Annotated in this window: 21 protein-coding genes and 1 pseudogene; 4 read left to right on the top strand and 18 right to left on the bottom strand. The window is 65.7% G+C overall.

Annotation, left to right across the window (positions count from 1 at the left end; all coding sequences use genetic code 11):
* Positions 1-48 precede the first annotated feature (48 nt).
* The 5 genes from IED13_RS17915 to IED13_RS17895 all read right to left on the bottom strand — a co-directional run bounded on the left by IED13_RS17915 (position 49) and on the right by IED13_RS17895 (position 7,416).
* The gene (locus tag IED13_RS17915; protein WP_191124959.1) at positions 49-3,432 is read right to left on the bottom strand and encodes a molybdopterin-dependent oxidoreductase; all 3,384 of its coding nucleotides are present in this window, start codon (positions 3,430-3,432) and stop codon (positions 49-51) included.
* A 106-nt stretch (positions 3,433-3,538) separates the two neighbouring features.
* Complete coding sequence (locus IED13_RS17910) at positions 3,539-4,606, bottom strand: ABC transporter ATP-binding protein (RefSeq protein WP_191124958.1); 1,068 nt, start codon at positions 4,604-4,606, stop codon at positions 3,539-3,541.
* Positions 4,607-4,616: 10 nt separating this feature from the next.
* Positions 4,617-5,426, bottom strand: a complete 810-nt coding sequence (locus tag IED13_RS17905) for an ABC transporter permease (RefSeq protein WP_038363695.1) — start codon at positions 5,424-5,426, stop codon at positions 4,617-4,619.
* Positions 5,427-5,443: 17 nt separating this feature from the next.
* The gene (locus IED13_RS17900; protein ID WP_248312649.1) at positions 5,444-6,358 is read right to left on the bottom strand and encodes an ABC transporter permease; all 915 of its coding nucleotides are present in this window, start codon (positions 6,356-6,358) and stop codon (positions 5,444-5,446) included.
* Positions 6,355-7,416, bottom strand: coding sequence for an ABC transporter substrate-binding protein (locus tag IED13_RS17895; protein WP_191124957.1), 1,062 nt, complete (start codon positions 7,414-7,416; stop codon positions 6,355-6,357). The genes IED13_RS17900 and IED13_RS17895 overlap by 4 nt, the downstream gene beginning before the upstream one ends.
* A gap of 108 nt (positions 7,417-7,524) precedes the next feature.
* On the opposite strand from IED13_RS17895, the gene IED13_RS17890 reads away from it, so the two are divergent.
* Positions 7,525-8,307 carry a response regulator transcription factor gene (locus IED13_RS17890; RefSeq protein WP_318652283.1) on the top strand — a complete coding sequence of 261 codons (783 nt, stop codon included), beginning with the start codon at positions 7,525-7,527 and terminating at the stop codon, positions 8,305-8,307.
* On the opposite strand, the gene IED13_RS17885 is transcribed toward IED13_RS17890, so the two are convergent.
* From IED13_RS17885 to IED13_RS17870, 4 genes are all read right to left on the bottom strand, one after another.
* On the bottom strand, positions 8,288-10,258 hold the full coding sequence (locus tag IED13_RS17885; protein ID WP_191124955.1) for a response regulator: 1,971 nt from the start codon (positions 10,256-10,258) through the stop codon (positions 8,288-8,290). The genes IED13_RS17890 and IED13_RS17885 overlap by 20 nt on opposite strands.
* A gap of 410 nt (positions 10,259-10,668) precedes the next feature.
* Complete coding sequence (locus IED13_RS17880) at positions 10,669-10,809, bottom strand: hypothetical protein (protein ID WP_191124954.1); 141 nt, start codon at positions 10,807-10,809, stop codon at positions 10,669-10,671.
* 377 nt (positions 10,810-11,186) lie between these two features.
* On the bottom strand, positions 11,187-11,519 hold the full coding sequence (locus IED13_RS17875) for a type 2 periplasmic-binding domain-containing protein (protein WP_191124953.1): 333 nt from the start codon (positions 11,517-11,519) through the stop codon (positions 11,187-11,189).
* A gap of 74 nt (positions 11,520-11,593) precedes the next feature.
* Positions 11,594-12,493, bottom strand: a complete 900-nt coding sequence (locus tag IED13_RS17870; protein ID WP_191124952.1) for an AraC family transcriptional regulator — start codon at positions 12,491-12,493, stop codon at positions 11,594-11,596.
* Between the two features lie 173 nt (positions 12,494-12,666).
* Between IED13_RS17870 and IED13_RS17865 the strand changes: the two genes are divergently transcribed.
* The 3 genes and pseudogenes from IED13_RS17865 to IED13_RS17855 form a co-directional block, all read left to right on the top strand.
* Complete coding sequence (locus IED13_RS17865; RefSeq protein ID WP_191124951.1) at positions 12,667-13,425, top strand: SDR family NAD(P)-dependent oxidoreductase; 759 nt, start codon at positions 12,667-12,669, stop codon at positions 13,423-13,425.
* A gap of 29 nt (positions 13,426-13,454) precedes the next feature.
* On the top strand, positions 13,455-14,129 hold the full coding sequence (locus tag IED13_RS17860; RefSeq protein WP_191124950.1) for a glutathione S-transferase family protein: 675 nt from the start codon (positions 13,455-13,457) through the stop codon (positions 14,127-14,129).
* Positions 14,130-14,157: 28 nt separating this feature from the next.
* Positions 14,158-14,265 (top strand): annotated as a pseudogene (locus IED13_RS17855) (cysteine hydrolase family protein); the annotation flags it as partial.
* Between the two features lie 16 nt (positions 14,266-14,281).
* Here IED13_RS17855 and IED13_RS17850 read toward each other — a convergent pair.
* The 9 genes from IED13_RS17850 to IED13_RS17810 all read right to left on the bottom strand — a co-directional run bounded on the left by IED13_RS17850 (position 14,282) and on the right by IED13_RS17810 (position 21,532).
* Positions 14,282-14,839: an HNH endonuclease gene (locus tag IED13_RS17850; RefSeq protein ID WP_038364399.1), complete on the bottom strand. Its 558-nt coding sequence runs from the start codon at positions 14,837-14,839 to the stop codon at positions 14,282-14,284.
* A 207-nt stretch (positions 14,840-15,046) separates the two neighbouring features.
* Positions 15,047-15,931 (bottom strand): 3-hydroxybutyryl-CoA dehydrogenase, encoded by an 885-nt coding sequence (locus tag IED13_RS17845; protein ID WP_038363715.1) that lies wholly within the window; start codon positions 15,929-15,931, stop codon positions 15,047-15,049.
* A gap of 83 nt (positions 15,932-16,014) precedes the next feature.
* Positions 16,015-16,959, bottom strand: coding sequence for an electron transfer flavoprotein subunit alpha/FixB family protein (locus IED13_RS17840; RefSeq protein ID WP_191124949.1), 945 nt, complete (start codon positions 16,957-16,959; stop codon positions 16,015-16,017).
* Positions 16,959-17,705: an electron transfer flavoprotein subunit beta/FixA family protein gene (locus tag IED13_RS17835; RefSeq protein ID WP_191124948.1), complete on the bottom strand. Its 747-nt coding sequence runs from the start codon at positions 17,703-17,705 to the stop codon at positions 16,959-16,961. The genes IED13_RS17840 and IED13_RS17835 overlap by 1 nt, the downstream gene beginning before the upstream one ends.
* 174 nt (positions 17,706-17,879) lie before the next feature.
* A complete protein-coding gene (locus tag IED13_RS17830; RefSeq protein ID WP_038363723.1) occupies positions 17,880-18,578 on the bottom strand; it encodes a rhomboid family intramembrane serine protease in 699 nt (232 codons plus the stop codon).
* A 7-nt stretch (positions 18,579-18,585) separates the two neighbouring features.
* Positions 18,586-19,167 (bottom strand): cob(I)yrinic acid a,c-diamide adenosyltransferase, encoded by a 582-nt coding sequence (locus tag IED13_RS17825; RefSeq protein ID WP_191124947.1) that lies wholly within the window; start codon positions 19,165-19,167, stop codon positions 18,586-18,588.
* 68 nt (positions 19,168-19,235) lie between these two features.
* Positions 19,236-19,751: an acyloxyacyl hydrolase gene (locus tag IED13_RS17820; protein WP_162720107.1), complete on the bottom strand. Its 516-nt coding sequence runs from the start codon at positions 19,749-19,751 to the stop codon at positions 19,236-19,238.
* Positions 19,752-19,983: 232 nt separating this feature from the next.
* Positions 19,984-20,175 (bottom strand): twin transmembrane helix small protein, encoded by a 192-nt coding sequence (locus tag IED13_RS17815; protein WP_038363727.1) that lies wholly within the window; start codon positions 20,173-20,175, stop codon positions 19,984-19,986.
* A 76-nt stretch (positions 20,176-20,251) separates the two neighbouring features.
* A complete protein-coding gene (locus tag IED13_RS17810) occupies positions 20,252-21,532 on the bottom strand; it encodes a glycosyltransferase family protein (RefSeq protein WP_113254924.1) in 1,281 nt (426 codons plus the stop codon).
* Between the last annotated feature and the right edge of the window lie 79 nt (positions 21,533-21,611).

Genomic DNA, 21,611 nt, shown 5'->3' with positions numbered 1-21,611 from the left:
GGAAAACTCGGCGGCAGCGTCACAAAGTCCGGTGTGCGCTGCTGAAGCTCATAGCGAGATGACGAGGTCTGACAGCGGCACCGCCTGGCAGGTGAGGCATTGGTGGGGATCGCCGTCGAAATCAACAAGATGCGTGAAGCTGCCCTCCAGCACCTTCACCACGCAGCTCTCGCATTGCCCGACGCGGCAGCCGCTTGGGAAAGGCAGCCCGGCAGCCAGCGCTGCATCGAGAACGGGGCCAGCCGCAGGAGACCATTCGAAAGCCTGCCCCGTGCCGACGACCGTTATGCGTCGCGGCATGAGGGAGGTTGGAACCTCGCTCGGCGCGGAAAAGGCTTCGGCAAAGATGTCGAAGCGCGGCATCCCACGCCTGACGAGTTCGGCGATCATCGTGTCGTTGAAGTCCGGCGAGCCGCAGAGATAGGCGAGCGGTCTCTGCGCCAGTACCTTCGCGATCGCTCGGAGATCCAGCCGACCTTCCTGCTGGAAGCGCCCGGTCTTTCGATCCTGCCCACGCGGTCTGGAATAGGCGGTGACGCGCTTCAGCGTCGGGATTGCGCGAGCCAGTTCGTCGAGGCGCTCGGCAAGAGGATGGTCCGCACCGCTACGGCAGCCATGCAGCAGATGGATTGCGTGGTCCGGCTGCGGGCGGAGTTGCGCGATCGTTTCGAGATATCCGACGAAGGGCGTGATGCCGATGCCGTTGGCCAGCAGGATCAGCGGGCGCGCGCTGCGGACGGGGATGGTGAAGGCGCCGGCCGGCGCCTCGAGCAGCACCTCGTCACCCGGACGAAGCGACTGGACCTGGCGCGACACCGAAAGCGATTGCTCCGGGCGAGCGCTGTTCCACCGCACGGCGACGGACAGTTCCTGAGGGGAGCGGGCATTGCCCGTCAGCGAGTAGGCTCTTGCCGGAGACTGGTCCGGGAGCCGCAGAACCACATGCTGGCCGGGTAGGAAATCGGGCAGGCCGTCGTCGTCGCAGGGGGTGAGCGACAAGGCGACGGTGGACGGACCTTCCGGCCGGGCGTCTGCGACGCGGAACCGGCGCGTGCCAAACCAGCGGCCCCGGTTCGCAGCCGACATGGCCTCGATGTCGCAGGTGACCGCGCGCAGCGGTACGGAGCCGCTGATCGGGTCTCGCTGCAGGTCGCTAAGGATGGCGTTGACGTTGACGGTGTCCTTGCCTTCGACAATTCCGCCGTCGCGACCCAGCGGCTCGCAATCCTCCCACCAGCCGAACTCGGCGACGACCGTGCGCGCGTCGAGTCCCGCATTCAGGCGAGCCCGCAGCCGGGCGGTTCCATGTCGCGTATGCACGCGGACCCAGTCTCCAGCGCTGACGCCTCGTGCCGCCGCGAGCTCCGGACTGATGTCGACCGAAGGGTCGGGCGACTTGCGGCGCAGCGAGGCGATGGCGCGGTGGGAGCTATGGACGAAGAAGCCATTCTTGGCGGTCGTCAGCACGAGCGGCAAGCCATCGCCGGAGGCCGGGCCGTCCCCCGGCTCGACGAAATCCGGCAAGGCGTCGTAGCCGTGGTCAAGCAGGCGCTGCGAGTAGAGTTCGACGCGCCGGGTTGGCGTGTCGAAACCCCGCACGCGCCCGCTCTCATCCGCGTCGGCGAATTTTTGATGCGCGAAAGGCTGAGGAACCCGCACGCCGTCCGGCCGGTCTCGTAAATCATCGACGGTGATGCCGAGTGGCGCGAGCTGATGGTTCCAGCCGGCGACGATGTCCCCGCCGAAGAAGAGGTCGCCGAAACCCATGCGCATCGCTAGGGACATGACGATCTCGTAGTCGGCACGGCTCTCGGCGAAGCGCGGGAGCATGCTCTTGCGGAACTGGATGGTCTCTGCCGCAGCCTGCGTGATCTCGAAGCCGATGCGCAGGGCGTCGCGCTCCCAAGGCATGCTGACGGGCAGGACAAGATCGGCGCATTCGGCCGTGGGGTTCATGAACATGTCGGCATGGACATGGAACTCAAGCGCGCGCAGTGCCGCGAGGTTGCGGCCGGTGTCGATCTGCGAGACGGCGAAGTTGGTCCCGAAGCTCACCAGAGCCCGGACCGGATAGGGGCGCTTCTCGATCACCGCCGAGGTGAAGTCGCGGGCGGTGATCCAGCCATGGGCCGGAGGCCCGAGCGGCAGATCGGTCAGCCCCAGCGCCTTCCCGATCTGGCCGGGCGGCAGCAGCGAGAGGTCGTTGATGGCGTTTGCCGGCGGCGGCACCGTCCAGATATTGCCGCCTTCGCGATCGCAGGAGCCAACCAGGGCGGCGAGCGTCGCGATCGCGCGTTCGGTCATGGTGGCATTGCTGTGCTGCCCGACGCCGGTCCAAGTGTAGTAGGCGAGGCGAGGCGCGCCTTCCAGAAAGCTGTAGAAGGCCATGATGTCCAATTGCCCGAGCCAGGTGAGCTCGGCGACGCGCTCAGGCGAATAGGGCTGCGCCCGCTCGGCGAGGAGCGTGAAGGCCGTGGCGGCGTTCACCTGCCGGCCATCCCGCGCGATCAGCGTAATGCGCGCTTCCAGCGTCACCGATGTCGCATCGGACAAGCTGGCGCAGGTATCGTAGGGCTCTACGCGGCCATCGGTGCGTAGGAGGAGAAAAGTGTCACTGTCGGCGCCCTCGATGACTTCGTGGGCCTTGATGAAGGCGCCGGTCCGCTCGTTGACCAGGAGAGGTGCGTTGGTCCAGTTGCGCACGAAGGTGTCGTCATAGCGGCGCGTCTCGATCAGATGCCGGATTGCGCCCATCGCGAGCGCGGCATCCGCGCCCGGGCGCATCCGCAGCCAGAGATCGGCCTGCTGTCCCGATCCGTCCGGCTTCGGATCGATGACGACGACCTTGGCGCCGCGCCGCCGCGCCTCGGCGATGCGGCTCGCCTGGGCAAGCCAAGTCCGCGCCGGATTGTGACCCCAGAGCAGAATGAACTCGGCCTTGTCGTAGTCCGGCACGCCGAGGCCCCGGCCGAAGGTCAGCGCATGGGCATAATCCTTGTGCCAGCCACAGACCTCGATGGCATAGATCAGGTTGGGGCTGCCGAAGCAGCGCACGAACCGCTCGACCCATTCGTAGCTGTCGACCACCGGCGTGCCGCTCGGCGTGGTCATGGCGAAGGCGACGGATTCCGCGCCGCTTTCCGTATGGATCGTCAGCAGTTGCCGCGCGATCTCGTCGAGGGCCTCGTCCCAGCCGATCTCCGCCCAGCGGACCGGGGTCTCGCCCTTCGCGCTCAGCCGGCGCAGGGGGCGGTGCAGGCGCTTCGGACTATGGACCATCTCCGGCGCGGCGCGCCCCTTCGCACAAAGTGCGCCGCCGGTCGGATGATCCGGGCGCGGTTCGACGCCCACCATCCGATCGCCCTTCACGAGCGTGATCGAGCCGCAGCGCGAGCGGCACAGCGTGCAGTATCCCGGATGCCTCTCGACCATGATGCGCGCCTCCATCGACCGCGCATGCGCAGTCCAGCCGCTCTGCCGGCGGCTCATCGTGTATTTTCGAGATCGGTTGCCTTTGGCCGAGCGTTGGGGGCGCCGGTCAGAACAGCATCGCCGCTCCGGCCGGCCAGGATGCGACGACCGGTTGACCCGGCCGCAGCTCGTTCTCGCTCGGAAGCTCCGCGTTCTGGCGATGCACGACGATCGGCATTCCGGAGCTCGTCCGCACGACGACCTCCGTCAGGGAGCCGCGATAGATGACGTCCTCGACGGTCGCCAGCAGGGCGCCAAGGCCGGGGGCGGCGCTCGAGCCGAGGCCGTTATGCAGCGAAATCTGCTCCGGCCGCACGGCAAAAGCGGTGACCCCGGCCGCGCCCCGTTCGGAAGACACCGCGAAGCGTTCGCCTCCCTCGGTCAGGAAGTTGCCTCCCGCCTCGATGCTGCCTGCGAAGATGTTGGTGAGACCGATGAATTCCGCAACGAAGCGGTTGGCGGGACGCTGATAAATCTCGCGCGGCGTGCCGACCTGTTCGACCTTGCCGGCGGACATCACAACGACGCGGTCCGCGACCGCGATTGCCTCGTCCTGATCATGCGTGACGAAGATCGTTGTCAGGCCCAACCGGGATTGGAGGCGGCGGAGATCGGTCCGCACCTCATGCCGCAGCTTGGCGTCGAGCGCCGAGAGCGGCTCGTCGAGGAGCAGGACCTCCGGTTCGTAGACGATGGCGCGGGCGAGTGCGACGCGCTGTTGCTGGCCTCCGGAAAGCTGCTTCGGCAGGCGGTCAGCGAAGTGATCGAGCTTGACGAGTGCCAGCGCTTCCTGCACCCGGCGCTGGGCCTGCGTGCGGTCGACCCCGCGCATTTCCAGCCCGAACGCGACGTTCTGCGCAACCGTCATATGCGGGAAGAGCGCATAGCCCTGGAAGACGAGGCCAGCATTGCGCAGATAGGGCGGCAGATCGGTCACGTCGCGCGTGCCGAAGCGGATGCTGCCTTCGCTCGCCAACGTCAGCCCGGCGATCATGCGCAACGTGGTGGTCTTGCCGCAGCCCGACGGACCGAGGAAGGCGACGAACTCGCCTTGGCCGATATCGAGCGACACACGATCGACCGTCGTCAGATTACCGTAGCGCTTGGTGACGTTCTGTAGGGATATTTGCGACATCGGAGGCCTCTCAGAAGGCTCGCGCCAGCTTGAAATAGCGATCGGTGATGATGAGGCCGGTCGCGATCAGAGCGATCTGGACAGTGGCGACCGCGGCGATGGTCGGGTCGACGCTCCATTCCAGATAGTTCACGATGACGATCGGCAGCGTGGTCGTGCCGGGACCGACCAGGAAAAGCGACTTCTCCAGATCGACGAAGGAGACGACGAAGGAGAACAGTGCGCCCGCGACGACGCCCGGCCGGATCACCGGCCAGGTCACGCGCCGGAAGGCGGTGAACGGGCGCGCACCCATCGTCAGGGCTGCTTCGCGCAACTGCGGATCGACGCCGAGCAGCGAGGCGGTCACGAGCCTGACCGTCCATGGCAAGGCGATCAGGCTGTGCGCGATCGCGAGCCCCGTGAAGGTGGTCGCAACCTGGATACCGGTCACGATCTCGACCTCGATCAGGAACATGTAGAAGGCCGCGCCCGCCACGATCCCCGGCACGATCAGCGGCGCCAGTAGCAAGGACTGGATCGCTTCGCGCCCCGGAAAGCGTCCGCGCGCCAGCACCACCGATGCCGGGATGCCGACCGCGAGGCTGATCGCCGTCGCGAGCACGCCGAGCTTCAGGCTGGTCGCGAAACCGTCGCGGAAGCGCGGCATCTCCCAGGCCATCGCGTACCAGTTCAGCGTGTAGCCGGTCGGCGGGAAGCTGATGATCTTGTTCTCGAAGAAGCTCACCCAGATGATCGCGACCAGGGGGGCGAGCACCATGACGAAGGCCAGGATGCAGCCGCCGATCATCGCCGGCCTGAACGAACGGGTCACCGACATGTCTGAAATCCGCATGGTCATAGCGCCCCGTAGCGCTTCTGCAGGGTGATGCTGGACAGCAAGGTTAGGGCCAACGTCACGCCCATGAGGATGAAGGCCAACGTCGCGGCGAAGGGCCAGTTGTAGACCTTGATCGCCTGCTCGTAGACCTTCGGGGCCATCATCTGGAAGGACGGACCGCCGATCAGCACCGGCGTCGCATAGGCGTTCACCGCCAGCACGAAGCAGAGCAGGCAACCGGAGAAGATGCCGGGCATGGCGAGCGGCAGCGTCACGCGGAAGAAGGTCGTCCAGGGGCGCGCGCCCATGGTCGCGGCCGCTTCCTCATAGGTCTCGCCGATGCCCTCGAAGACGCTCTGCAGTGAGATGATCATGAAGGGCAGCAGCACGGCGATCAGGCCGATGACGACGGCCGACCCCGTATAGAGGATGCGCACGGGCTCGGAGATGACGCCGGTGACCAGCAGTGCGGAGTTGATCAGCCCCTTATCGGCGAGCAGGACCATCCAGCCGGCGGCGCGAACCGCATTGCCCATCAGCAGCGGAATGACGGCCGCCAGGATCAGCGCGGTCTTGAGCCTCCGGTTCGACACCCGGCTGATGACATATGCGGCTGGCACGCCGAGCAGCAGGCAGATTGCCGTGCAGGCCAAGGCCACCGTGAGCGTGCGCGCCAGGATCCAGAGGTAGAAGGGGTCGCCGAAGAAGCGAACATAGTTCTCCACGCCGAAGCCAGACACCTCCGTCGCGGCCGGGTCGAAATGCGCGAGGCTGTAGCGCGCCATCAGCACCAGCGGCAGGATCAACCCTGCCAGAACCAGCGCCAGGCTCGGCGCCAGCAGCCAGCCGACACCGGATCGAGGCGTACGTCGAACGCGGCGGCCCGGCGCATGGGCCGCGCTGCCCTCGTCGATCATCGAGGCGGCGGTCAAGCCTTGAATTCCTTGTTCCACCATTCGACCCATTTCGGGTCGCTCTTGGCCGCATAGGGGTAGTCGACGAAGTTGAGCTTCGCGATCTGGTCCTGCGTGAATTCGAGGTGCTTGCGTTCCTCGGGCGGAAGCTCGGCGTTGTTAGTGACCACCGAGTACGAGGTGGCCAGCGAGATGGCGCCCATCGGCTTGGGCTGCAGCATCGCCTCGAGATAACTGTATGCCGCTTCGACATTGCGCGCCTTCTTCGGGATGCCGGCGCCGAAGGAGATGAAGATCGCGCCTTCCTTCGGATAGGCCCAGCGGATCGGCAGCCCTTCCTTTTCCCACTGTACGGCACGCGCGCTATAATTCGCCGAGATCCAGATCTCCTCGGACTGGAACGCCGCCGCGAGGGCCTGATGCGAGGGGTAGAGCCGCGGCTGCACCGCCTTCTTCATGTCCAGCAGCGCCGGGAAAGCCTTCGAGACGTCGCTCATGGTGCCGCCATGGCTCAGCGAAGCTGCGTAGATGTAGTTGAAGTGCAACTGGTCCATGACGCCGACGCGGCCGGCATATTTCGGATTCCAGAGATCGGCGAAGCTGGTCGGCGGCTCAGGAATCTTCGCCGGGTTGTAGAGCACGACGACACCGCCATAGATCGCCGGCACGAGATAGGGCAGGCGCAGCTTCTCGACGATGTTCTTGCCGCTGGGAAGACGGGACATGTCGAGCGTTTCGAGCACGCCCTGCGCGTTCATCTCATAGGCGTCGGCGTCGCTGAGCCAGGTCACGTCGATACTGCCGCGGGGCAGGCGCCGCTCCGCCAGGAGCTTCGTCTTGCGCTCCGGGACGGGAGCCAGGTCGTGGACGATGCGTAGCTGCGAGCCGCCGAAGGCCGGCGTCTCGAACCCCTTGACGATGCGGTCGTTCCAGTCGCCGCCCCAATTCGAGACGACGAGCTCGCCAGCCTGGGCCTGCGCGCCGCGCGGCAGCATCGCCGCCGCGCCCAGCATCGTACCGGCCGCAAGGAACCGACGCCGGTCGAGCCGGCGCGAGAAAGCTGTCAGGTCTGTCACGGTTGTTCCCCTGCTTGCTGGCCGGCAGTCATGCCGGTCGCGCGGGCTGCTTCGGCCCGGCAGACATACTAGGCTGACGAGGTTTCCATAATGTGTTGAAAATGTTTCATAAAGATTTCATGTTCGAGAAAGCTGGCCGGATTTCCAGCCGGCGCTGCCAGTCAGGGGAGGCGGGCGATCAAGAAGATTCTGCTGATCGAGGACGACGACACGTTCGGCTTGCTGCTCGCCGCCTATTTTAGAACGGCCGGCTACGCGACGGACCGCGCCACTTCGGCCAAGGAAGGCCTGCGCAAGCTCGATTCCGGTAGCTGGGATGCCGCTATCGTCGATCTGACGCTGCCGGACGAGGACGGCATCGTGCTGACGCGGATGCTGCGCGCCCGCTCGTCGATCCCGATTATCGTCTCGACTGGCCGCAATGGCCGCGAGGACCGGCTCGCCGCGCTGGAGCTCGGTGCGGATGATTTCGTCACGAAGCCGTTCGAGCCGCGCGAGCTGGTGCTGCGGCTCGACAACATCCTGCGCCGCGGCGAACGGCGCGGGCGCCCGTCGGGCCCTCGCCTGCTCTGCGCGGGCGGCGAGCTGGATCTGGCTGGCCATGCGCTCGTCGCTCCTTCGGGAGAATGCCTCGATCTCGGCGCGACCGAGTTCGCGCTGTTGAGATTTCTGGCCCGCAATCCCGATCGCGTGCTCACCCGCGCCCAGATCATCGACGCCATCGCGGCAGGCGAACCGCCCGAATCTGAGCGTGCGGTCGATATCAGGATGTCGCGGCTGCGCCGCCGCCTGAAATCGATCGGTCTCGATGCCGCCCTGCTGAAGACGGTTTACGGCGTCGGCTACAAACTGACCCTGCCGCGCCGGCCGCTCAGTCCGGCGGGGCGGTGACCTCGAGGTCCAGTGCGTAGAGCTTGATCTGTACGATCGCCTTTGCGAGCGCATCTTTCAGATCGTCGCGCTGCTCCGGCGAAAGCGACGAGGCGTTGCGCTCGTCGCGCCGTGCGCTGCGTGCCAGTTCGTCCAGCCCGAGCAGGCCGGCGACCGCGTGAACCTTGTGCAGCAGCCGTTCCAGCGCCTCGCCGTCTTCCGATGCGAGCATCTCGATGGTCTGGCCGAAGGTCACGATGCCGGTCGCGACGATCGAAGCGACGCTGTCGTGACCAATGTCGGCCACCATGCGGTCGAGCGGCGTCCTGTCGAAGGCACGGGCGCTTTCGGCGCGGGGAAAGCGGACACGTTCGCCGGGTCCGAGCACACCATGCCCCGCGAGATCCCGGCGCACCGAGACGAGAAGCTCGCCGAGATCGTCGAACTCGACCGGCTTCTCGATGAAGCCGGTGAAGCCTGCCGCGAGATAGGCCTTGATGTCTTCGGGCATGACGTTACCGGTCATGGCGATGATCGCGAAACCGGGGCCGCCCAGCTTTTCCGCTGCGATCCGGCGCGCGATCTCAATGCCCGATATCTCCGGCATCGAGATGTCGAGGAGCACGGCGTCGTAGCAGCCCGCGCGCAGTGCCCTCATGCCTTCCTGCCCGTCACGCGCGGTCGTGACGCTGTGTCCGAGCCGCTGCAGCAGGGCGTCCGCCACGATGAGATTGGTCTGCTCGTCATCGATGACGAGGATGTTGAGCGGCGGCCCTGGCCGGAGCCCCTGACGCGCCGCCGGCATCACACGCGGATGGCCCGGCTCGCCGGCCGCCCCGATCGGAATGGTGATCCAGGCGCGCGTTCCGCCGCGTGGCCCCGGTTCGATGCCGAGACGAGCGCCAATCGCGGCGGCCAGCTCCTCGCTGATCGAGAGCCCGAGGCCCAGGCCCTCTACGCCGGCCGTGACATGCTCCCGCTGTCGGGCATAGGGCTGGAGCACCCGGTCCGTCAGCCGTGGTGAGATGCCCGGTCCGGAATCCGTCACGGAGATATCGAGGACGTCCTGGCCACCCGAAGGCGAACGCAGCGAGCATGCCAGCGTGATCGAGCCGGAGGGTGTGTATTTGACGGCGTTGCCGAGCAGATTGAACAGGATCTGCCGCAGACGCCGCGGGTCTGTCACCATCCGATCCGGGAGCGTTGTTTCGATGCGGGAGCGCATGGCGAGACCCTTCTGCGCCGTCATGGTCCGGGCGATGTTGACCATCTCCTGCACGAACGGCTTGGTCTCGATGCTCTCGAGGCGGATATCGACTTGCCCTGACTGCACCTTGGCGATGTCCAACACGTCGTTGAGCACGTCGCGCATCGCCCGCGAGGCGCCGACGAGGCTGTCGATCAACGCCCGCTGCCGCTTCGGCAGGGCTTCGCCCGCGAGAATCTGGGCGATCCCGAGGATAACGTTGAGCGGGTTACGCAGCTCGTGCCCGACTTTGGCGATGAAGGCCGTTCGTGCCGTGGCCTCCGTCTCTGCCTTGGCGCGCGCCGCTCGCAGATCCCGCTCACGCTCCTTCAGCACGGTGATGTCTGCTCGGATGCTGGTCGTGCCGCCGAAGGCGGTCCGCCGCTCGCTGACCTGAATCCAGCGTCCATCCGAAAGGTGTTGCTCGAAGAAACCGATGCCGGCCTGGTGGAAGGAGATGCGCCGTTCCGCCCAAGTCTTGCTATCCTCGTCGATCTGGAAGACGCCGCGCGCGACGCTCTCATGCACGACGTCGCTGAAGCGCATGCCGGGCTTCATCATGTCGGCGACCAATGGGTACAGGCGCCGGTACTGCTCGTTGCAGATGATCATCCGATCCTGGTCGTCATACAGGACGAATGCCTCGGGCAGCGCCTCGATGCCCTCGATCAGCGCTGCTGTCAGCTCGTTGGGGCTCGCTGCGAGGGAAAGATCCCTCCACTCCACGACGCCGCTCGCTACGACGTCACTCCTGAAGCCGGAAAGACGAACGTCCTCAAGTTCTGGGCGTTCAGGCCACGTCACGATCGTCGCGGTGAGGCCGCGACCCTCTTTAAGCGAGGCCAAGGCTTCGCTTAACGGAACCGGCTCTGCCCCAACCGTGACCAGGGGATCGCCTGCAAGAGCTCCTCTAAAGTTCGGGAATGCTGCTTCGTCGAAGCCGTCCTGCCCCGACTTCCACGCTATCCGCCCAGTGGCGGCTTCCCAGTGCCAAAAAATGTGCACCTACAGGGCCCCGTGACTCTGCCTCAACGTGGCCAGCCAATGCCACCTGATCATCACGCTCGGATTCCAGGCGCGCGTCAACGCAGAGCGGCACGGTCGCCGGGCGCGACTTGTCGCGGGGACCGATAAAGTCAATTCAGTTGTCGGGCCGAGGACACGCCGCGCTTGCGGCGGACATCCGCCTTCGCCGCTCCGGCATCCTGCTCATTCAGCATGCTGATGAGTTGCTCTTCCGTGAACCGCAAGGAGCAATCGTCCGTCGCCTTGACCAACGGGACTCCATTCAGGAAAACGGCTCTTCGGTCACTGCACCGCCGATCCAGAATTGGTCTTGGATCGGCGGAGGCCCTGATTTACGGGCGAAGATACTCAAACACGGGTTTCGATTATCCGAGTGCCCAGGCGCCGCTGTTCTATGCCCGAAGCTTAGCCCCCTCGCGGCGCTCCATAGGCAGAGGTGCAGCGTCTCACCTGCGCCCTGCCAAGGTGAGTTAGGTTCAGCTCAAGTCAGCCGGGAAGTCGCTGCGGAATCGAGCGACAGTACGCGGGATCTCAATGAGCATGTTTTCAGCTCTGATTTGGCATAAATTTGCATGCGAAACGCGGGATGCCCCCCTTCCGACGATCGCCCTGCAGATCGCATAGCGGTTCAAGCGGAAACCAGACCGAATCCTGACACCGTTTCGGCGATCTCTCCGACAAGATGGCGCAGTTCGATACAGAACTCTCGTGAGGCGGCGGTCGGCTGAGCGCCCGCAGCCAGGACGAGCCGTCCGACAATGCGCTCTTCAGGGCGCAAGGGAACAAATTTGAGAGCGTGGCTTGTCGGGCTGTAGAGAATACTCAGCCTGTCCAGCAAGGCGATGCCTGCTTGTGCCTCGACCAAGGCACAGGCAACGCTCGACTGGGTAACCTCCGCCGCAGGTCGCAACAGGCGATCCTGTTCGGCGAAGAGGATGGTGATCTGGGAAGTCCAGCGCAACGGCTCGCATGGGGCGATGCGCCCCGGTTCCCTTGAACAGCCTTGGAGTCAAAAGCTTCGAAGCTGACGGACGACTAATTGATCATTTGATTGTCGATCGACTGCCTGAGTTTGCGCACGTCGCGGACGGGTGGAGCCCCGAACTGCCGCAGATATTCGCGGCTGAACTGAGAGGCGCTTTCATAGCCGACCGCATAGGCGACGTCGGATGCACTTCGGTCGCCGGCGAGCAGCAACTGGCGCGCTTCCTGAAGGCGTAGCTGCTTCTGATATTGGATCGGGCTCAATCCAGTCAGCGCAACGAAGTGGCGATGCAGGCTCGCGCGGCTCATGCCAGCGGCTTCGCACAGCGCCTCGATCCGCAGCCGCCTATTGCCGTGGTCGCGAATCCATTCGACCGCGCGGCGGATACCGCCGATCGCGCCTTCTGGGCGGGCGATGTGACGCAACAGTCGCCCCTGCGGGCCCTGCAAGAGACGATAGAGCAATTCGCGCTCGGCCATCGGCGCGAGCGCCGGGATGTCCGCAGGCGTGTCGAGCAACGCCAGCAGCCGCAGCAGCGTGTCGCGCAGCAGAGGCGTCATCGGGTTGATCGCGATGCCGCTGCCTGGTGTGTCCGCATCGCGCACCGCCGGCATCGTCGATGCGACCTCGGCGAGAAGCGCCGGATCGAGGACCAGCGAAACCGACACATATGGACTGCCGTCGTCGGCATCGTGAATCTGCCCGCTCAAGGGTAGATCGAGTGCGCTGACCAGATATTGAGACGCGTCGTAGCGCAGCAGCTCGTCGTGGATGGCCACCTCTTTCGATCCCTGCAGAATGAAGCAGATCATCGAACGGTAGAGACATGGCGACGTGCCCGAGGTCGCCTGTCCCACGCCGATTTCCAGGCGCGGGATCGGCGTAATGGTCATTCCGGTTCGCCCGTGGCGGAGCGCGAGATCGCAAAGGGGCTTCAGGCTGTCGGTCATGCCAAGGCATATGACATCAATCCTCCTGCCCGCAAAGAGCCTGAGACAATCAGGCAAGTAATTGAGAGCATCAGGCGGGGCTTCGGACACAGCAAGCGCCTATCTGACCGGCAGCGAACGCGACGCCTAAGCGGCGCGCCGTCCGGAAAATCAAAATCACAAGGAACGCAGCCATGTCTCAGAAGATCGCACTCATTACCGGCGCCAGCCGCGGCCTCGGTCGCAACATGGCGCTGCATCTCGCCCGTCGCGGCGTCGGCATCGTCGGCACCTATCGCCAGGGCGCGGCGGAAGCCGATGCGCTGGTAAGCGAGATCGAGGCGCTGGGCGGCACGGCGGCGATGCTCGCGCTCGACGTCACCAAGGTGGCGAGCTTTCCGGCCTTCGCCGCATCTTTCGCCGAGACGCTCCGGAGCCGCTTCGGCAGCGACCGGTTCGACTATCTGGTCAACAACGCCGGTGCCGTCGTCCACGTGCAGGTCGCTGACGCAAGCGAAGAACAGTTCGATATGATGATCGACATGCACCTGCGCGGACCGGTGTTCCTGACGCAGGCATTGCTGCCGATCATCGCCGATGGCGGACGCATCCTCAACGTCTCGACGGGCTTCACGCGCACGTCGATGGCCAGCTTCGGCCTCTATGCCGCGGCCAAGGCGGGGCTCGAGACGCTGACGCGGTTCATGGCGCTTGAGCTCGGCGCGCGGCAGATCCGCGTCAACGCCATCGCGCCCGGCGCCATCGCCACCGATTTCGGCGGTGGTAGGGTCCGCGATGACGAACAGGCTCATGCCTTCGTCGCGAGCAAGATCGCGCTAGGCCGCGTCGGTCAGCCCGACGACATCGGCGGCGCAGTCGCAGCGATCCTGTCCGACGATTTCGGCTGGGCCAACGGCACGACGTTCGACGTGTCGGGCGGCCAGTCGCTCTGATCTCCGTTCCAGCACATCGAGACACCGTCATGACCGAGCAATGCCTCACTCTCGTCAGCCATCCGCTGTGCCCATTCGTCCAGCGCGCCGCGATCGTCCTTCTCGAAAAGGGGGTGGCGTTCGACCGGATCAACGTCGACCTGTCGGCCAAGCCCGACTGGTTTCTGGCCCTGTCGCCGACCGGCAAGGTGCCGGTGCTGAAGGTGCGCCAGTCGAGCGGTGAGGATGCGATCCTCTTCGAAAGCGTGGTCATCTGCGAATATCTGAACGAGACGCAAGGCGGCGCGGCGATGTACCCCGATGATGCGCTGCTGCGGGCCCGGCATCGCGCCTGGATCGAATTCGCCACCCAGACCTTTGCGGAGGGCTGGCAGTTCCTTCACGCCAAGGACATGGCGACCGCCGACGCCAGGCGGGCCGCCTTCCAAGATCGGCTGAGCAAGATCGACGCGGAACTGGGCGACGGCCCGTATTTCGCCGGGCCGGACTTTGGTCTGGTCGATGCGGTCTACGCACCGCTGTTCCGTTATTTCGGGATCATCGATCCGGAAGTGGCGGACCCGATCTTTGCTGGCCTGCCACGGGTGACGGCGTGGCGCGCGGCACTCGCCGAGCGATCCAGCGTCAAGAGCGCCGTGATCGACACCTATCCCGACCTGTTTCGCGACCACCTGCGCAAGCAAGGCGCGATGATCGCCGCCTGACCCTAACCACCATCCCAGGAGTTATACCATGACCGACGCATCCAAGAGCGCGCTGATCCTGATCGAATATGTCAACGACTGGCTCTCTCCGACCGGCGGCATTTATCCGGCGTTTCAGGATCGCGAGCAGGTCGACAGATGAAGGATGCGGCTTACGGCTCCAGCTCGGAATCCCAGTAGAGATAGTCGAGCCAGCTCTCATGCAGGTAGTTCGGCGGGAAGAGCTTGCCGTTGCGATGGAGGTCGTTGACCGTCGGCGCATAGGGCTTCTGGGCCGGGAACATCTCGACATAGGCCGGCATCTTGTCGCCCTTGCGCAGGTTGCAGGGCGAGCAGGCCGCGACGACGTTCTCCCAGGTGGTGAGCCCGCCCTTCGAGCGAGGCACGACATGGTCGAAGGTCAGCTCGTCGCGCGTGCCGCAATATTGGCAGGCGAAGCGGTCACGCAGGAAGACGTTGAAGCGGGTGAAGGCCGGTGTCCGCGATGGCTTGATGTAGCTCTTCAGCGAGACGACCGAGGGCAGCCGCATGTCGAAGCTCGGACTGCGGACCACCGTATCGTATTCCGAGACGATGTTGACGCGGTCCATGAAGACCGCCTTGATCGCGTCCTGCCAGCTCCAGAGAGATAGCGGATAGTAGCTCAGTGGCCGAAAATCGGCATTGAGGACGAGAGCCGGACAGCCGTCCGGCGACGCCATCGGATGCATCACATGCGCCGTCAAACCCGTCGCACCTCCGCTTCGTCAGCGGGACGAATCCCGCCTGACGATCAATGTAAGCGCGAGACGACAGGAATGTGAAGGAACTTGTTGCGGGTGCGACATGCCTGTGCGTGACCGAGAGGCATTTCCCCTCGCCATGACGCGTAGGGAAACCCGCCGTGTTCGCGGCGCAGGAGGTGCCGCAAGGCTCGCTCAGCGGGTCGGGACGGGTTTCTCGCCGCGATAATCGTAGAATCCGCGCTTGGTCTTGCGGCCGAGCCAGCCGGCCTCGACATATTTCACCAGCAGCGGGCAGGGGCGATATTTCGAGTCGGCGAGACCGTCATGCAGCACCTGCATCACCGACAGACAGGTGTCGAGGCCGATAAAGTCGGCGAGCTGGAGCGGACCCATCGGATGGTTGGCGCCGAGCCGCATGGCGACGTCGATCGCCTCGACCGAGCCGACGCCCTCATAGAGCGTGTAGACGGCTTCGTTGATCATCGGCAGCAGGATGCGGTTGACGATGAAGGCCGGAAAATCCTCCGACACCGAAGCCGTCTTGTGCAGCTTGCCGACGAAGTCCTTGGCGAGCTCGAAAGTGCCGTCATCGGTGGCGATGCCGCGAATCAGCTCGACGAGCTGCATCAGCGGCACCGGGTTCATGAAATGAATGCCGATGAAGTGCTCGGGCCGGTCGGTCGCGGCCGCGAGCCGGGTGATCGAGATCGAGGAGGTGTTGGAGGCCAGGATCGCCTTCGGCCGCAAATGCGGACAGACGGCGGTGAAGATCTTGCGCTTGACCTCCTCGTTCTCGGTCGCGGCCTCGATGACGAGGTCGCACTCGCCGAGATTCTCCAGCCCTGGGGCCGCCTCGATCCGGCCGATGGCCGCGCGGCGTTCGTCCTCGGCAAGCGCGCCTTTCATCACCTGACGCGCCATGTTGCCGTCGATCGTCGCCAGCGCCGCATTGATGCGCTCCTCGGCGAGGTCGTGCAGCTTCACGTCGAACCCGGCCACCGCCGCCACATGGGCGATGCCGTTGCCCATCTGGCCCGCCCCGATGATGCCGATCTTCCTGATCGCCTGGTCCGACATGATCCGATCCCGATATCTTTCCCGCTCCCCGCGGGAGCGAACGGGCCGCCCATGGGGGCGGCCCGGCACGTTCAGTCCAAGTCTTACTTGCCGGCCTTGCCGAGCTCGGCGTCGAGCTCCGGCAGGACGGTGAAGAGGTCGCCGACGAGGCCGTAATCGGCGATCTGGAAGATCGGCGCCTCCTCGTCCTTGTTGATGGCGACGATGACCTTGCTATCCTTCATGCCGGCGAGATGCTGGATCGCGCCGGAAATGCCGACCGCGATGTAGAGCTCGGGTGCGACCACCTTGCCGGTCTGGCCGACCTGCCAGTCGTTGGGGGCGTAGCCGGCATCGACCGCGGCGCGCGAGGCGCCCATCGCGGCGCCGAGCTTGTCGGCGACGGGCTCGATCACCTTGGTGAAATTCTCGGCCGAAGCCAGCGCGCGCCCGCCCGAGATGATGATCTTGGCCGAGGCCAGCTCCGGACGGTCGGACTTGGCGACCTCCTCGCCCTTGAAGGACGAGTTGCCGGGGTTCTCGGCGGCCGAGACGCTCTCGACGGCAGCCGAGCCGCCTTCTCCGGCCGCCTGGAAGGAGGCGGTGCGGATCGTCAGCAGCTTCTTCGCGTCGGCGGATTGCACCGTCTGGATGGCGTTGCCGGCATAGACCGGGCGCTCGAAGGTGTCGGGCGAGACGACCTTGGTGACGTCCGAGACCTGCATCACATCGAGCAGGGCGGCGATGCGCGGCAGCACGTTCTTGCCGGTGGTGGTGGAGGGGGCGACGATGGCGTCGTAATTGCTTGCCAGCTTGACGATCAGCGCGGCCAGCGGCTCGGCCAGCGCGTGGCCGTAGGCCGCGTCGTCGGCGAGCAGCACCTTCTCGACGCCCGCGAGCTTCGCAGCCGCCTCGGCCGCGGCCTTGGCGCCCTCACCGGCGACGAGGATATGGACGGGTGCGCCGAGCTGGGCGGCGGCGGTCAGCGCCTTGGCGGTGGCGTCCTTGACGGAAACGTTGTCGTGTTCGGCGATCAGCAGTGTGGTCATCAGATCACCCCGGCGGTCTTGAGCTTGGAGACGAGTTCGGCGGCATTGGCCACCTTGATGCCGGCGGAGCGGCCGGCCGGCTCCTCCGTCTTCAGCACCTTCAGGCGCGGCGAAACATCGACGCCGAGCGTCTCGGCCGAGGTCTCGTCGAGCGGCTTCTTCTTCGCCTTCATGATGTTGGGCAGCGAGGCGTAGCGCGGCTCGTTCAGGCGCAGATCCGTGGTGACGATCGCCGGCAGCTTGAGCTGGACCGTCTGCAGGCCGCCATCGACCTCGCGGGTGACGTCGACCGAGCCGTCGCCGACCACGACCTTGGAGGCGAAGGTGCCCTGCGGCCAGCCGAGCAGCGCGGCGAGCATCTGGCCGGTCTGGTTGGCGTCGTCGTCGATCGCCTGCTTGCCGAGGATGACGAGGCCGGGGCCTTCCTGCTCGACGACCTTCTTCAGGAGCTTGGCCACCGCCAGCGGCTCGACCAGCCCATCGACCTTCACGAGGATGCCGCGGTCGGCGCCCATGGCCAGGCCCGTGCGGATCGTCTCAGCGGCTTGAGCCGGGCCGATCGAAACCACGATCACCTCGGTCGCCTTGCCGGCTTCCTTCAGGCGCAGCGCCTCTTCGACGGCGATCTCGTCGAACGGGTTCATCGACATCTTGACGTTCGCAAGCTCGACGCCAGACCCATCCGCCTTCACGCGGATCTTCACGTTGTAATCAACAACCCGCTTCACGGGCACCAAGATCTTCATCGTCAGATCACCGTTCAGAAGAAATGCGCCTTGCGCCGCGCCGCCGGAGAGAGCGGGATGGCGGCATCGCGGCCTTCGGCTGGAATGCGGTCGGACCGTAGCGATGGGCATTTGCGCTTGTCAACGCCGTCAGCCGGCGCAATCCGGGCGGAATCGAAGCCGGGACGGGCAGTGTCATGGCTGCGCGGCCCGACGCCCGAACAGGGTGACGCCGCGGCGGATGAACAGGGGCGTCAGCGCCGCTCCGGTGGCGAGCCCGCCGAGATGGGCCCACCAGCCGATATTGCCTTGCGGATCGAACCAGGCCGAGGCGGCCTGGAAGACGATCCAGCCACCGAGCGTATAGACGGCCGGGACGTGGACCGGGATCCATTTGAAGGCGAGACCCCAGATCCGAACGCGCGGGTAGAGCATCAGATAGGCGGCGATGACGCCCGAGATCGCGCCGGATGCCCCGACCAGCGGCTGCTCCGAATCCGGATAGACCAGCGCATGCGCGAGCGAGCCGCCGAGCCCGCAGAGGAAGAAGAAGGCGAGGAAGCGGGCATGGCCCATCGCGTCCTCGACATTGTCGCCGAAGACCCAGAGGAACAGCATGTTGCCGATGAGATGCGCGAAGCTGGCGTGGAGCAGGATGTTGCTGAAGGGGGTCAGCCAGGCGGGCGCGTGAACCAGCCCTTCCGGCAGCACGGCCGTGCCGAACAGCACCGAGGGAATCATCCCGAAGCCGGCCATCATGGCGATGTCGCTCTCCTGATGCGGCCAGTACCGGAGCGCGATCTGGATCACCGTGCAGGCCGCGACCAGCCCGTAGGTGATGAAGGCTGAGCGGGTGAAGCGCAGCGGCACGCCGTCATAGATCGGGACGAACATGGCCGGCTCAGCGATTCTGTCCGGGAATCCAGAGAACGTCGCCGCCGGCCTTCGCATTGAGGAAGCGGGATGCAACGAACAGGAAATCCGAGAGCCGGTTGATGTATTTGAGGGCCGGGCCCGAGACCGCCTCGCCTTCGGTGGCGGCGAGCTCCGCCATCAGGCGCTCGGCCCGGCGGCTGACGGTGCGGGCGAGATGCAGATGGGTCGCGGCCGGCGTGCCGCCCGGCAGGACGAAGGAACGCAGCGGCGCCAGCGTCCCGTTGAGCCGGTCGATCTCGTTTTCGAGCCGGTCGACCTGGGACTGGACGATGCGCAGCGGCTCGAAGGCGAGGGGCTTGTCGGTCTCCGGCGTCGAGAGATCCGCGCCGAGATCGAAGAGGTCGTTGCTGATGCGGCCGAGCATCGCGTCGACCTCGGCATCCTCGGCTGCGGCATGAAGCCGCGCCAGGCCGATGCAGGCATTGGTCTCGTCGACGGTGCCGTAGGCCGCGACCCGCAGGTCGAATTTCGGGCGGCGCGGGCCGGATGTCAGGCCGGTGGTGCCGTCGTCGCCGGTGCGGGTGTAGATGCGGTTGAGCTTGACCATGCACCGCTTATAGCGCGGCGCGGGTTCGACGGAAGCAGGCTCTTCGCCGCCCCGTCCTCATCCTGATGTCAGAAGGTGTAGCCGAGCTTGGCGCCGATATTGGCCGGGCCGCGCGGCGAAGCCGTGCCGGGCTGGGCGGAGCAGCCCGCCGTGCTGAAATGCTCGAGCGTCGTGACGAGGTTCCAGCGATCGGACAGGCGGAAGCCGAGCGCCGCCGCCTCGCGCGTGCCGGCGTTGCAGCCGAGGCTCAGGCGATTTTCCGGGATGATCGCTCCGGTCTTGCCGTCATGGACCGCCGCCGCGAGGCTCGCTTCGACGAAGATGTCCTTGCTGATGTCGAAGGTCCAGGCCGCGCCGGCATAGGCGTAGCGGGTGCCGTTGAGGTTCACGCTGGAGCCGATGTTGAAGCGCGGGATGAAGGCGGCGGCGATGCGGTCGCTGAGCGGGACGAGGCGCGGCGACAGGACCTCGCCGGCGATATTGGCCAATCCGCCCTCGCGGCCGCCCGGATTCGCGAGGCCTCCGCCGATGCGCGCCTCCCAGGCGGGAGCGGGCGGTTCCGCGGCGGGCGCGTAGCTCGACACGGCCGGCGACAGTGATCTCGATTGTGCCCAGCCCGGCGAGCTGAGCAGGCAACCGGCAACAAGAAGCAACGCGACGCGAACCATGACCACCGGCGGAGAAGGGAAACTGGCGTTAGTGAAGCGCACACACTCGTGTTCGGATTGTGGCAAAGCCCTTCCTGAAGGCCTCGATCCACAGCGCCTTCGATTCGGAAAGTCAAATTGATTCAAATGTTTGCAACATCGTGGCCAATCACGGCCCGCTGCGCCACCAGAGCACGAAGACGACGATGACGATGGCAAGGAACTGAAGCTGGACGCGCAGTTGCATCAGCTTCTGCGAGGTGTTGGCGCTGCCGCCGCGCATCATGTTGATCAGGCCGAGCAGCAGCACCACCGCAACGGCACCGACGGCGATGGGGACGAGCGAATTCGAGAGCGTCATGACTGAGGCTTAATCCGCCAACCGGCACTTTGCCAGCATCGAGATGGCTGCCGCGATGGTTGCAAGATGTCGCAGCTCAGCTCAAGGCCACGCTCGGGGCCAGGGCACGCGTCCGCACCGGCGAGGAGAGGTTCTCGGCGAGCGCGCGACAGATCGCAGGCAGGCCGTCGAGCAGATCGGGCACGAAGGCCTGTGACGGCGGCAGCCGCTTCGGCAGGGCGTGGAGCGCTGCCGCCATGACCATGGGGTCGCGTACACCGTCGCCGTCCTGGGCGGGGTCGGCCAGGACGTCGATCAGCCCCAGCTCCTCGGCGCGATGGGCGCGGATCGCCTGTTCCAGCCGCGGCCGGACTCGCGGCACGACGAGCGCCGGCTTGTCGAAGGACAGGATCTCGCAAAAGGTGTTGTAGCCGCCCATGGCGACGACGCAGTGGGCGCGGTTCATCAGCAGTTCGAGGCGCGGCTCGAAGCCGAGCCCTTCGAGCTTGGGATTGCGCGCGATGCGCTCGGCGAAATCCTTGCGCTTCTCGCGGGACATGAACGGACCGAAGACGATCAGCGCGGGCAGCGCGATCGTCGGGTCCGCCTCATAGGCCGAGATCACCCAGTCGATGACGCCGGCACCGTCGCCGCCGCCGCCGGGCGTGACGAGGATGAAGGGCTGCTTGGTGATGCGCGGATAGCGGTTGGGCGGCATGGGCGAGGGCACCGCGCGCTTGAGATAGCCGAGATAGCGGGTCTTGGCCGAGAAGTGCTGTTGATCCGGCAGCCCGGCGAGCGGCTCGTAGACGCTCTCCAGCCCATAGACGAAGACGTCGTCATAGATGGTGTCGAGCGCTTCCAGCGCACCGCTGTGGCGCCATTCCTCGAGCAGCTTCCCTGGCTCGTCGAGCACGTCGCGCAGGCCGAGCACGATACGGGCGCCGCGCCGGCGCAGGATGTCGAGCGCGGGCTTGAGCTCGCCGCGCAGGCCGACGGGCTCCTTGTCGACGATCACGACGTCCGGATCGAAGGAGAGCACCGTCTGCTTGATGATGTCGGTGCGCAGGCGGATCGTGTCGTCGAGCTCGAGATTGAGGTGATGCGGGCCGTAATGGCCGTCGCTCTGCTTCTCGACGCCGGGGATGCGGACATAGTCGACGCCGTCACCGAACTGGAAGCTCGAGATCACCGAGGAACCCGAGACGATGATGACCGAGATGTGCGGAAAGCTCGCGACCAGCGCGTTGGCGATGGCGCGGCAACGCCGGATATGGCCCAGCCCGAAGGTGTCGTGGCTGTAGATCAGCACACGCGGGGCGTGGGAACTGCGCGGGCTCCGTTCGGGGCCCACCAGATCAATGACATTGGACGACATGGGAACGCCGGCCTCCACAACGGGTCAGACGACTTCCTGGCGGGGCCGAGCACACCAGACAGCCATGCTGCAGCATGGT

This window comes from Allobosea spartocytisi, from assembly GCF_014764685.1.
GTDB classification, from domain to species: Bacteria; Pseudomonadota; Alphaproteobacteria; order Rhizobiales; family Beijerinckiaceae; genus Allobosea; species Allobosea spartocytisi.
The sequence above is the reverse complement of the archived record's forward strand: the minus strand, read 5'-3'. Positions and strand labels throughout refer to the sequence as shown.